The following is an 11,784-nucleotide window of genomic DNA, read 5'->3' as shown; positions in this document are numbered from 1 at the left end:
AGCGCAGCATCGCCGAAAGCGCAAGCGAGGCGCGGAATGCGGACCGGCGACGCTAGAGCATTTCCAGCGCGCCCGCCGACCTCGGCGGCGGGAACAGGCGATCGAGCTCGTCGAGCTGCGCCTGCGCGAGGCGCATCTCCGCCGCCGCGACGTTCTCGCGCACGTGCGCGACGCTCGCCGCTTTGGGAATGGCGATGACGTCATCGCGCGCCAGCAGCCACGCGAGCGCCGCCTGCGCCGGGGTCATGCCGTGGTCGCGGGCGAACTGCACGAGCCTGCGGTCGCGCAGCAACCGCGTCTGCTCGAGCGGCGAATACGCCATCACCGGGATGCGCCGCTCGCGTAAGAACGGCAGCAGCTCCCATTCGATGCCGCGCCGGGTCAGGTTGTAGAGGAGCTGGTCGGTCTGCACGCCCTGCCCGCCCGGCGCATCGCGGAATTCCTCCATGTCGGCGCGGTCGAGGTTGGAGACGCCGAAGTGGCGAATCTTTCCGTCGCGCCGGAGGCGCCCGAACGCCTCCAGCGTCTCCTCGAACGGCACGCCGCCGCGCCAGTGCAGCAGATAGAGATCGATGCGGTCGGTCCTGAGCCGTTTCAGGCTGCGCTCGCACGCGGCGATCGCGCCTGTGCGCGTCGCGTTGTGCGGATAGACCTTGCTCACGAGGAACACCTCGTCGCGACGGCCCTCGATCGCTTCTCCGATCAGCGACTCCGATTTGCCCTCGCCGTACATCTCGGCGGTGTCGATCAGCGTCGCGCCCAGGTCCAGCCCTGCGCGCAACGCGGCGATCTCGTCGGCGCGGCGCGCCGGGGAATCGCCCACGTACCAGGTGCCCATGCCGAGCGCCGGCACGCGCTCGCCCGAAGGTAGAGTGACGGTGTTCATCGCAGGGGTTGTAACCGAGCGCGCGCGGCGGCGCAATCCTCGAAGCGCGTCATGCATAATCGCGGGTGCCCTACGTTGAGGAGGCGCGATGAACGGCGCTGAAAGCCTGGTGCGCACGCTGGTGATGAACGGCGTCGAGGTGTGTTTCACCAATCCCGGAACGTCGGAGATGCACTTCGTCGCCGGTCTCGACAAGGTCGAAGGCATGCGCTGCGTGCTCGGCCTGTTCGAAGGCGTGGTCACCGGCGCGGCGGTCGCGCGCCGCGGGCCCTGCCTCGTCGAGCTTCGCGTCTGAAGCCGCGACCCGCAGCAGCGCTCGCGCTGGCGCTCGTCACGTGCCCGGCGACGGCGGTCGAGGGCGTGCGCGTGGCCGAGCAGCGCGCGATCCAACCGCCGCGCGCGATCAAAGCGCCGACGCACACGCTCGGCATCTACGCCTACAGCTTCGCCGGCACGCGCTGGCGCAACGACGAGATCGCCGCCGCTCTGCCGAAGACCGCCGAGCTGCTGGCCCAGTGCGCGATCGCGCTCGACCGCGTCGACCTCTACGCGCTCGACGCGGTGCCGCGCTATCGCTACTTCTACACCCCGGTGTCGCGCGAGCTCGTGCGCGCGATCGACGCGAAAAAGCCGGCGGTCTTCTTCGTCGAGGACACGCGCAATAATCCTGCGTTCGACGCGGAGGCGATCGGACTGGCGAACGCGAACCGCCGGCCGGAGCTTGCGAACACCGTATGGATCGCGTACGGCACGCGCGACCTCGCGCACGCCATCGCCCACGAGATCGTGCACGTGCTCTCCGACAGCGGCGCGCACAGCAGCGAGGCCGGCAACCTCATGCGCGACGAGACGTCGCCGGCGAACGCGACGCTCACGGCCGAGCAGTGCCGCCTCGCCCGCACCCGCGGCGAGGCGAACGGGCTGTTGACGCGCATCAAGCAGGAATAGCACGTGCTGGTGCCTCACATGCGCTCCGGGCTTCTCGCCGCCGTCGTCTTCGCCGTTCTGGCCGGCTGCGGCTCGCCCTCACGCCCCTCGACAGGCTCCACCGAGCATGTGCGGGTCGCGCTGCCGCCGGAGCAGGCCGCCGCATGCTTCGCCCGCAACGCCGAAGAGCACAGCAGCGCGCTGGTCGCCGAGGTGCGGCCCGGCCGCGACCGCGCCGAAGTCGTCGTGCGGGTGAAGAACGGGGTGCTCTACGGCACGGCCGATTTCGAGCGCGCGGGCACGGGCTCGGCCGCGACGCTGTACCTCAACGTCACGACCTCGGGCCGCCGCAGCGATCTGGTCGATTCACTGCTCGAAGGCTGTTGATGCGCGCTTACGCCGTGTACGAAACGGACGCGATGCTGCGCGCGCTCGACGTCGACGGCTATGCGCTGGTCGCGAACGCGCTCACCGCGGATCAGTGCGCCGCCGCGCGCGACCGCATCGACGCGCTCAAGCCCCGGCACTGGGACGAAGCGCGAGGCCGCGGCAACGCGCCCGACCGCCGGCTCGATCGCTATCTCAATGTCTTCAACCGCGATCCGTTCTGGCTGGCGTTCCTCGACCGACCGGGCATCGTCGATCTCGCCGAAGCCGCGCTCGGCGCCGACTGCCACGTCATCGGCGAGACCGCGTGGCGCTCCCATCCCGGTTATTCCGGCGATCCGCTGCATGCGGACTTCGCGCCGGTGCCATGGCCGGAAGGCGCCCTGCCCGATGCGGTGCGCGTGCCGATCTTCATACTGACGGCCCAGTACTATCTCGACGACGTCACGCGCGAGCTCGCGCCGACTCGCGTCGTCCCGGGCAGCCATCGCGCGGGCCGCGCGCCGCATGCGGCCGAAACATCGTGGCGCGGGACCGCGCCGCAGGCGGTGCTCGCCGCGGCCGGCGACGCGCTCGTGTTCCGCAGCGACCTGTGGCACGCGGGCAGCGACAATACGAGCGCCGCCGGCGTGCGCTATCTGCTGCAGGTGCATTACGGCAGGCGCGAGATGGCGCAGCATTTCTCACCGTATCTCGACTGGCGCTTCGACGCGCGCGTGCTCGAAGCGGCGACGAAGCGCCAGCGCAGGCTGCTCGGCGAGCACGAGCCGGGACCGTACGACTGACCCGTCACTCCGGGCGCGCTTTGTGCTGACGAGACGCGTCGTCGAAAGCCGAAAGGACACACTTCATGCGCGCCGTCGTCGCCGCGCTCGTCGCGCTCTTCGGGATCCTCTCCTATTGCACCGGCACTTCGGACAATCCGATCACCGGAGAGAAGCAACGTGTGCAACTCACCGCCGAGCAGGAGGTCGAGCTCGGCCGCAAGCTCGCACCGCAGATGGCGGCGCAGTTCGGGGGCGTATCGTCGGATGCGTCGCTCCAGCGCGTGAGGCGCGTCGGTGCGCGCATCGCGAAGCAGTCCGCGGCCGCGCGCACGCCGTATAAATTCGACTTCCACCTGCTCGCCGACCGCAAGACCGTCAATGCGTTTGCGCTGCCGGGCGGCCAGATCTTCGTTACCGAGGCTTTGCTCGCGCTCCTCGAGACCGAAGACGAAGTCGCCGGCGTTCTGGGCCACGAGGTGGGTCACGTGCTCGCGCGGCATTCCGCCGAGCACCTCGCGAAGCAGCAGCTCACACAGCACCTCGTCGGCGCGATCGCGATCGGCAGCGGCAGCTACGACGCGACGCAGCTTGCGCAGCTCGCCGGCAGCCTCGTCAACATGAAACACGGGCGCGACGACGAGTTGGAGTCGGACACGCTCGGTTTGCGTCTCATGCGGGAAGCCGGATACGATCCGCGCGCGAAGCTCACCGTCATGCAGAAGCTCGAAAAAGCCTCGGGCGGCAGCCGCCAGCCCGAATTCGCAAGCACGCACCCGAGTCCGGCGAACCGCATCGCGCGCATCCGGGAGCAACTCGAGAAACCGCAATGACATTGGAAAGACTGTTCGTAGTACTCGGCGCGACTTTCGCTTTCATCGGAGTCGCCGCGGGCGCTTTCGGCGCGCACGCCCTGCGATCGCGTCTCGCCCCGGACCTTCTGGCGGTGTTCGAGGTCGCGGTGCGCTATCAGATGTACCACGCGCTCGGCCTGTTCGCATGCGCGTGGGCGGTCACCCGCTGGCCCGGCACGCTCGCCGCCGCGGCAGGCTGGCTGTTCGTTGCCGGCATCCTGGTCTTCTCGGGCAGTCTTTACGCGCTCGCGCTCACCGGCACCCGCTGGCTGGGCGCCGTCACGCCGCTCGGCGGCGTAGCCTTCCTGGCAGGCTGGCTATGCCTCGCCGCGGCCGTCCTCAAGTCCTAGCGCGCGTATCGGGCGCGCTCTTTGCCTAAGGCCGCCTATGAGCGACATAACAACAATCGGCGTGCTCACGAGCGGCGGCGATTGCGCCGGCCTGAATGCGGTCGTCCGCGCGGTCACCTATCGCGCCATCCAGGGCTACGGCTGGAAAGTGCTGGGCATCCTCGATGGCACCGCCGGCCTCATCCACCGCCCGCCGCGCTTTCGCGAGCTCACGCTCGACACCCTCGGCGCGAGCCTGCTGCGCGAGAGCGGCACCTTCCTCGGCACCACGAGCAAGGGCAATCCGCTGCGCTGGGAGATGCCCGACGGCAGCATCCGCGATTTCACGCCTGAGTTCGCGCAGGGCGCGCGCGATCTCGGTCTGGATGCGCTGATCGTGGTCGGCGGCGACGGCTCGATGCGCATCATCTCGCAGCTTTGCGAGCGCGCGGCCGTGGGCATGGTCGGCGTGCCCAAGACGATCGACAACGACGTGTACTGCACCGAGGTCGCCGTCGGTTTCGCCACCGCGATCAACGTCGTCACCGAAGCGCTCGACCGCCTGCAGCCCACTGCCGCGAGCCATCACCGCGTCATGATCCTCGAAGTGATGGGACGCGACACCGGACACATCGCGATGAACGGCGGCATCGCCGGCGGCGCCGACATCATCCTCGTACCCGAGCTCCCCTACACCGTCGCGGGCGTCGCGCGCCGCATCAACGAGCTCCTCGCCATGGGCCGCACGCACGCGCTGGTCGTCGTCGCGGAAGGTGTGAAGACCGAAGAAGGCGAGAGCGCCACGGTGAAAGACGCCGCGGGTCACGCGCGCTACGGCGGCATCGGGCACTACCTCGCCGACAAGCTCGCGGGATACACCCCGGCCGAGACTCGCGTGACCATCCTCGGTCACGTCCAGCGCGGCGGCACGCCGTCGCCGCGCGACAGGCTGCTCGCCTCGGCGTTCGGCGTCCATGCGGTTGACATCGTCGCGAAACGGAGCTTCGGCCGCATGGTCGCATGGCAGGACGGCGGCGTGGTCGACGTTCCGCTGTCGGACGTCACGATAGGCGCGCGCACGCTCGATCCGGACGACGCGCTGGTGCACACCGCGCGCGGCTTGGGCATACACCTGGGCGAGCAGCGCGCGAGGGCGCGGGAATAACCGGCATAGCCGAGGGTTCACTCCGGCATGGAAGGAGCCGCGATGATCGTAACTCCCCTGTATGCAGGATTGCTGGCGCTGTGGCTGATGTTGCTTTCGGTGCGCGTCGTCGATCGACGCCGCTCGGCGCGCATCAGCCTCGGCGACGGCGGCAACCCGTCGCTGCAGCGCGCGATACGCGCTCACGCCAACTTTTCCGAGTACGTGCCTTTCGCGCTGCTGATGCTCGCCGTCCTCGAGCTCTCCCGCTTCTCGATCTACGTGCTGCACGCGCTCGGCATGCTGCTGCTGCTCGCCCGCGTGCTGCACGGCTACTCGATGTCGTTCAATCGCCATTTCTGGTTCGGGCGATACTGGGGCGCGGTGCTCACCTTCGTCGTGATGATCGCCGAAGGCCTCATGTGCCTCTATCAGGCATACATCGGGCACGCCGTCTGGTTGGCCGATTGACGCGCGGGCGGTATTCCTCCCTGTCTTGCGGCGTCCGCGTGCATCGCGCACTTGTCAGAGGTACGCTCTCTGACAGAGAATGGCCGGTGCGCACAATCGAAGCTGTACACCTGCGCGCCATCACACACCGTCCCTGGGAGGAACTGCAACGTGGAATTCAGCGAGCGACGTGCGGGTAAAGCGGTCGTCCTGGCCCCCGCCGGCCGCATCGACATGGCGAGCGCGGACACTTTTCGCGAGCGCCTCATCCCGCTGATCAGCTCCGCGGCCGCCGGGGGCGAGTCGGTCGTGCTCGACTTCTCGGGCGTCGACTACATCTCAAGCGCGGGCCTGAGGGTGCTGATGCTCGCGGCCAAGCAGGCGCGCTCCGCGGGCGGCAGGATCGCGGTCGCCGCGCTCCAGCCTCTCGTCAACGAGATCTTCCAGATCAGCCGGTTCGACAAGGTGCTGCCGTGCCACAGCGGCGTGAATGAAGCGATCGCCGCGGTCGAAAAGACCTGACGATGCCGATCACGGTCCGGTTCTGGGGAACCCGCGGCTCCATACCCGCCGCGCTGACGGCGAAAGGTGTGCGCGACAAGCTGATCGCCGCGCTCGTCGCCGGTAACGGCAAGTCCCTCGATTCCCCCGAAAAAGCGGCCGCATTCGTCGACACCCTGCCTTTTTCCACGTCGCACACCTTCGGCGGCAACTCGTCCTGCATCGAGCTGCGCTCCCCCGGCGCGGCGCGCGTGCTGCTCGACATGGGCTCCGGCGCGCGTCCCGCCGCAGGCGACGCGCTGCGCGAGCTGAAAGGAGCGCCCGGCGAGTTCCACGTGTTCCAGTCGCACCTGCACTGGGATCACATCATGGGATTCCCGTTCTTCACGCCGGCCTATATCCCCGGCCACAAGATCACCATCTACGGCTGCCACGCCGAGCTCGAGCACGCGTTTCGACGCCAGCAGGCGCAGCCGTCTTTCCCGGTCGACATGTCGATCATGGGGGCGAAGATCGAGTTCGTCGTGCTCGAGCCCGGCCGAACCTACGAGATCGCAGGCTACAAGGTCACGCCCAAGCCGCAGGTGCACGGCGGCGATTCCTACGGCTACCGCCTCGAGCGCGACGGGAGGTCGGTGATCTACTCCACCGACTCGGAGCACAAGCTCGAGAACGCCGAGGAAACCCAGAAGTTCGTCGATTTCTTCCATGGCGCCGATCTGGTCATCTTCGACGCGATGTACTCGCTCGCCGATACGGTGTCGGTCAAGGAAGACTGGGGCCATTCGAGCAACGTCGTCGGCGTGGAGCTCTGCCAGCTCGCGCGAGCCAAGCATCTCGTGCTCTTCCATCATGAGCCCGCGAGCGACGACGCCGCGATCGAGCGCGTGTGGCGCGAGACCCAGCGCCTGGAAGAGATCACGCGCGAGGACCATGCCGTCACCGTCACGGCTGCGTACGACGGTCTCGAGATAACGGTCTGACCGGTGGCTGAGCTGGCCGCTACCGCGCAGGTCGGCTGGCGGCGCTGGCTCGCGAGCGGCCGCGGGCGCTGGCTCGGCATCTTCCTGTCGATCGTCTTCGCCGCCGCGCTGCTGCTGCCGGATCCATGGCCGCTGCCGCCGTTGCGGCTCGCGACGTTCGACGCGTACCAGGCGTGGCTGCCGCGCATTCCCGACCCGAACCCGCGCGCCGTCGTCGTCGAGATCGACGACGACAGCCTGACCCGCGTCGGACAATGGCCGTGGCCGCGCGACATCCTCGCGCGCCTCATCGAGCGCATCGCGGCGCACCAGCCGGCGGCGATCGTGGTCGATCTGCTCCTCACCGAGCCCGACCGCTCCTCGCCCGAGCGCATTGCGGACGCGCTGCGCCGCCGTGACCCCGGCGCCGCCGAGCAGCTTGCCCGCCTGCGCCCGAACGACGAGATCCTCGCCGAGGCGATCCGCCGCTATCCCGTGATCCTCGGCGTCGCCCCCACCGATCCCATCGACCCGAACGTCCGTACGACCGAGGTCACGCAGCTTCCGCTGCTGCGCTTCGAGGGCGCGGTGCGCAGCCTGCCGATCCTCGACCAAGGCGCGAGCGGGCACGGCATGATGACCGCCGAGCCGGAGCGCGGCATCGTGCGGCGCATCCCCATCGTGTCTTACATCGGCAACCAGCCCGTGCTCACGCTGGCGCTCGAAGCGATGCGCGTCGCCGAACACGCCGTGGCCTACGGCATCTCGCACGACGGCGGCCTCGCGAGCGTACAGATCGGCACGCGCACCATACCGGCGCAGCGTGACGGCAGATCGTGGATTTATTTCGCCAGGCACGACGAGTCGCGCTTCGTGTCGGCCGCCGATCTGCTCGACCAGCGCAGCAAGCTCGATGTGAACGTCGCGGACAACCTCGAGCGCACGCTCAAGGGCAAGATCGCGCTGGTCGGCGTGACCGCCGTCGCGATACCGGATCGTCATACCACCGCGCGCGGCGACCAGCTCTCGGGCGCCGAGATCCACGCGCAGATGATCGACGCCGCGTACGAAGGCGCGATGCTCACGCGGCCGCCGTGGACGAAGCCGCTCGAATCGGCGGCGTTCCTCCTCGGCGCGGCGCTCGTCATCATCGCCGTGCCGCGCACGCGCCCGCGCGCGTCCTTCGCGGTGCTGATCGCGTGCTGTCTGGTGCTCGCGTTCGCGGGGATCGGCACTTACCGGTTCGGGCGCATCCTCGTCGATCCGACCGCGCCGATCGTCGGCCTCACCCTGCTCTACGGCCTCATGCTCTCGGCGACGCTGGTGGGGCTCGACCTGCAGCGGCGCGAGCTGTCCACGCGCCTCGCGGCGGAGCGCGAGGCGGCCGCGCGCGTGACGGGCGAGCTCGAAGCCGCGCGGCGCATCCAGACCGGCATGCTGCCGACGCGCGAATCGGTGCTGCGCACCGAACGGCGCATCGAGCTCTTCGCCCAGATGAGCGCCGCGCGCGAGGTCGGCGGCGACCTCTACGACTTCTTCACGCTGCCCGGCGACCGCTTCCTGGTGCTCGAAGGCGACGTGTCCGGCAAGGGGCTGCCGGCGGCGATGTTCATGGCGGTGGCCAAGGCGCTCGCCAAGAGCGCGGCGCTGCGCGGCAACGCGGGGCCGGCCGACCTCATGTCGATCGTCAACGAAGAGCTCTCGCGCGAGAATCCCGAGCAGATGTTCGTGACGATGGCCGTCCTCGTCATCGACCTGAAGACCGGCGACCTCGCGTACTGCAACGCCGGCCACGAGCCGCCGATCCTCACCCGCCGCTCGGGCGACACGCTGCTGCTCGACGAAGGCGGCGGTCCCCCGCTGTGCGTCTTCGAAGGCTTCCCGTACGAAGAAGCGCACGTGAGGCTCGAGCCTCGCGACGTGCTGGTGCTCGCGTCCGACGGCTTCACCGAGGCGATGAACCGCGAAGGCGCGCTCTACGGGCGCGCGCGCCTGCGCGCGCTGCTCGAATCGCCGGTGCGGCGCGGCGTCGATCCGACCGTGCTCGGCAACGAGATCATCGCGGCGATCAAGGCGTTCGAAGCCGGCGGCGAGCCCGCGGACGATCAGACGCTGCTGCTCGTCTCGTGGCGCGGAGCGATCCAATGAGGGCGGACGTCACAAGCGTCTCGATGAGGCCGCCGCTATACTACCGGCATAACAAAGGGAGCTTGACGGGTGAATAGTCGCGCCACACGACGCTTCACCGCGCGACAGGCGGAGTTCGATACGATACGCGCGTTCATAGAAGCGCAATGCGCCGGCATCGAAGACGACGAGCGGCAGCGGGCCGTGCTGCTCGTCGAGGAGCTGTTCGCCAACAGCGTATTCCATGGCTACGGCGGCGACTCCGACGGGCCGGTGTGGCTCACCGTCGAGGTCGACGGACAGGGCTGCCGGCTGGTCTACGAAGACTGCGCGCCCGCGTGGAACCCCTTTGCGATCGAGGAGCCCGACCTCGACGCGGCCGTCCCCGAGGATCGTCCGGTGGGCGGCCTGGGCATCGTCTTCCTCTACGAGCTGTCGACCGATCGCAGCTACGCTCGCCGCGGCGACCGCAACATCATCGAGATGCACGTGAGGCGTACTGCGGCGCAGTAACGCCGGGGCATTAGGTCCCCTGTGCCCGCAGGTCGGGCACGAATCTTGGACGGCTTTCCTCGTTTCGACCTGATCCGAGGAGAGCCCCATGAAAGTCCCCATCAAACGCGGCCTGCGTCTCGCGCTCGTGCCTTTTGCGTGCGCCGCAGCGCTCGCGGCCTGCGCCCCGTACGATCCGAACGGCAACAGCGTGTACGTCTCGGGCGGTCCCGATACGCCGGTCACGCAGTTCGACCGCCTCGACATCAACCGCGACGGTTTCCTGAGCCGCGCCGAAGCGCAGCCGCTCAACCTGCCGGCGAGCTCGCCCGCCTACCCGGTCGAATCGGCCGCCGACATGTTCCGCAGGCTCGACACCAACAACGACGCGTTCCTGTCGAGGGGTGAAGCCGGCACGACCTTCAATACCATCCCCGGCGGCTCGTTCGACGCGTTCGACACCAATCGCGACGGCTTCCTCTCGATGAGCGAAGCGCAGCCGCACCTCCAGTGGCTCGCCAGCCGCAACGCCGCCCCTTCGACGGTGATGTCGTTCGACTCGCTCGATACCGACCGCGACGGCTTCCTCACGCGCACCGAGGCGGCGCCGATATGGAATGCCCCCCGCTACGCCACCGCGCCGATCCCGCCGGCGGCGCCGGCCTACACGTTCGACGGGCTCGACACGAATCGCGACGGCTTCCTGTCGCGCGCCGAGGCCGCCGCGATCGCGAACCCGCTGACCTTCGATCGCTACGACGCCAACCGCGACGGTTTCCTGTCGCGCGCCGAAGCGAACCCGTTGATGCAATCCGGCGTCGGCGGCACCTACGGCGCCCCGACCGGCACCGTCTACGGCCCGCGTTATTGAGCTTCTCGCGGTGCGTTAGCACGCACCCTACGTGGTCATTGGTGGTTTCGTAGGGTGCGCGCGAGCGCACCGCTGCCGTAGCCGCGCGAGCGGCAACGGCTGTACAGCGCGCTCCATTCGACGTTTGCGCGTCTCACACAGCAGGCGTTAACCTTTCGGCTGCGTATTCACGTCAGCCATCATGCAGATTCGAGTCGAGCAGCGGGGACCGGGCTTTTTCGCCGAAGTGCGCGGCGTCGGCCTCGCCGACGTCGCACGGAGCGACGAAGCGTACCGGGCGGTGCGCGCGGCTTTCGAAGAGCACTCGGTCTTGCTCTTCCGCGACCAGACGATCACCGACGATCTGCAGGTGGCCTACTCGCGCCGCTTCGGACCGCTGGAGACTGCCAAGGCGGCCTCCATCGGCGAAGGCACGCCCTTCAGCATCCTCACCAACATCGACCCCGTCTCCGGCGGGCTCGTTCCGCCGGGTCACAAGGAAGATCTCCGCGCGAAAGCGAACCAGCTCTGGCACACCGACAGTTGCTTCAAGGCGCCGCCGGCGCTCGCGTCGGTGCTGTCGGCCCGTGTCATTCCGCCGACCGGCGGCGAGACCGAGTTCGCGTCGACGCGCCTCGCATGGGATCGTCTGACCCCGACGCTGCGCCTCGAGCTCGAAAATGCTTACGCGTGGCACGACTACGCGCATTCGCGCGGCAAGATCGCTCCGGAGCTCGCTTCGGATCGCGAGAAATCGACGCTGCCGCCGGTATCGTGGCGCATCCGCTGGCGCAATCCCGCGAACGGCCGCGACGCGCTGTACATCGCCTCTCACACCTACGCCATCGACGGCCTGGCGAACGAGGCCGCGCAGGCGCTCATCGAAGAGCTGACCGCGCTGGCGACCGCGCCGGGCCGCACGCACGAGCACCGCTGGCGCGCGGGCGACGTCGTCATGTGGGACAATCGCGCGGTCCTGCACCGCGGCCGTCCGTGGCCGGGCGACCAGCCGCGCCACATGGTGCGCACCACGATCACCGCAACCGATGCGGATGGTCTGGCAGACATGTGGCCGGCCCGTGCCGCGGCATGAACCGTAGGGTGCGCGCGA

General features: G+C 68.8%; 14 protein-coding genes and 1 pseudogene. 14 read left to right on the top strand and 1 reads right to left on the bottom strand.

The window, feature by feature from the left end:
• Nucleotides 1-52 precede the first annotated feature (52 nt).
• Nucleotides 53-886, bottom strand: a complete 834-nt coding sequence (locus VHP37_27610; protein HEX2830144.1) for an aldo/keto reductase — start codon at nt 884-886, stop codon at nt 53-55.
• 88 nt (nt 887-974) lie between these two features.
• Here VHP37_27610 and VHP37_27605 point away from each other — a divergent pair.
• From VHP37_27605 to VHP37_27540, 14 genes and pseudogenes are all read left to right on the top strand, one after another.
• Nucleotides 975-1,139, top strand: a pseudogene (locus VHP37_27605) (thiamine pyrophosphate-binding protein).
• 113 nt (nt 1,140-1,252) lie between these two features.
• On the top strand, nt 1,253-1,834 hold the full coding sequence (locus tag VHP37_27600; GenBank protein ID HEX2830143.1) for a hypothetical protein: 582 nt from the start codon (nt 1,253-1,255) through the stop codon (nt 1,832-1,834).
• Between the two features lie 18 nt (nt 1,835-1,852).
• The gene (locus VHP37_27595) at nt 1,853-2,200 is read left to right on the top strand and encodes a hypothetical protein (GenBank protein ID HEX2830142.1); all 348 of its coding nucleotides are present in this window, start codon (nt 1,853-1,855) and stop codon (nt 2,198-2,200) included.
• On the top strand, nt 2,200-2,985 hold the full coding sequence (locus tag VHP37_27590; protein HEX2830141.1) for a phytanoyl-CoA dioxygenase family protein: 786 nt from the start codon (nt 2,200-2,202) through the stop codon (nt 2,983-2,985). Before VHP37_27595 ends, VHP37_27590 begins: the two co-directional genes overlap by 1 nt.
• 65 nt (nt 2,986-3,050) lie before the next feature.
• Nucleotides 3,051-3,797, top strand: coding sequence for a M48 family metalloprotease (locus VHP37_27585; GenBank protein ID HEX2830140.1), 747 nt, complete (start codon nt 3,051-3,053; stop codon nt 3,795-3,797).
• Complete coding sequence (locus tag VHP37_27580; protein ID HEX2830139.1) at nt 3,794-4,168, top strand: DUF423 domain-containing protein; 375 nt, start codon at nt 3,794-3,796, stop codon at nt 4,166-4,168. The genes VHP37_27585 and VHP37_27580 overlap by 4 nt, the downstream gene beginning before the upstream one ends.
• A gap of 37 nt (nt 4,169-4,205) precedes the next feature.
• On the top strand, nt 4,206-5,312 hold the full coding sequence (locus tag VHP37_27575) for an ATP-dependent 6-phosphofructokinase (GenBank protein ID HEX2830138.1): 1,107 nt from the start codon (nt 4,206-4,208) through the stop codon (nt 5,310-5,312).
• Between the two features lie 42 nt (nt 5,313-5,354).
• On the top strand, nt 5,355-5,762 hold the full coding sequence (locus VHP37_27570; GenBank protein ID HEX2830137.1) for an MAPEG family protein: 408 nt from the start codon (nt 5,355-5,357) through the stop codon (nt 5,760-5,762).
• A gap of 150 nt (nt 5,763-5,912) precedes the next feature.
• On the top strand, nt 5,913-6,263 hold the full coding sequence (locus VHP37_27565) for an STAS domain-containing protein (GenBank protein HEX2830136.1): 351 nt from the start codon (nt 5,913-5,915) through the stop codon (nt 6,261-6,263).
• 2 nt (nt 6,264-6,265) lie between these two features.
• Nucleotides 6,266-7,225: an MBL fold metallo-hydrolase gene (locus tag VHP37_27560; protein ID HEX2830135.1), complete on the top strand. Its 960-nt coding sequence runs from the start codon at nt 6,266-6,268 to the stop codon at nt 7,223-7,225.
• A gap of 3 nt (nt 7,226-7,228) precedes the next feature.
• Nucleotides 7,229-9,352, top strand: a complete 2,124-nt coding sequence (locus tag VHP37_27555; GenBank protein HEX2830134.1) for a SpoIIE family protein phosphatase — start codon at nt 7,229-7,231, stop codon at nt 9,350-9,352.
• Nucleotides 9,353-9,421: 69 nt separating this feature from the next.
• Complete coding sequence (locus tag VHP37_27550; protein ID HEX2830133.1) at nt 9,422-9,844, top strand: ATP-binding protein; 423 nt, start codon at nt 9,422-9,424, stop codon at nt 9,842-9,844.
• Between the two features lie 88 nt (nt 9,845-9,932).
• Complete coding sequence (locus VHP37_27545) at nt 9,933-10,694, top strand: hypothetical protein (GenBank protein HEX2830132.1); 762 nt, start codon at nt 9,933-9,935, stop codon at nt 10,692-10,694.
• Between the two features lie 181 nt (nt 10,695-10,875).
• On the top strand, nt 10,876-11,766 hold the full coding sequence (locus VHP37_27540; GenBank protein HEX2830131.1) for a TauD/TfdA family dioxygenase: 891 nt from the start codon (nt 10,876-10,878) through the stop codon (nt 11,764-11,766).
• The last annotated feature ends 18 nt before the right edge of the window (nt 11,767-11,784 follow it).

The organism is Burkholderiales bacterium, from assembly GCA_036262035.1.
In the GTDB taxonomy this organism is placed as follows: domain Bacteria; phylum Pseudomonadota; class Gammaproteobacteria; order Burkholderiales; family SG8-41; genus JAQGMV01.
Note: the sequence above shows the minus strand (reverse complement) of the source record. Positions and strands in the feature narration are given on the sequence as shown.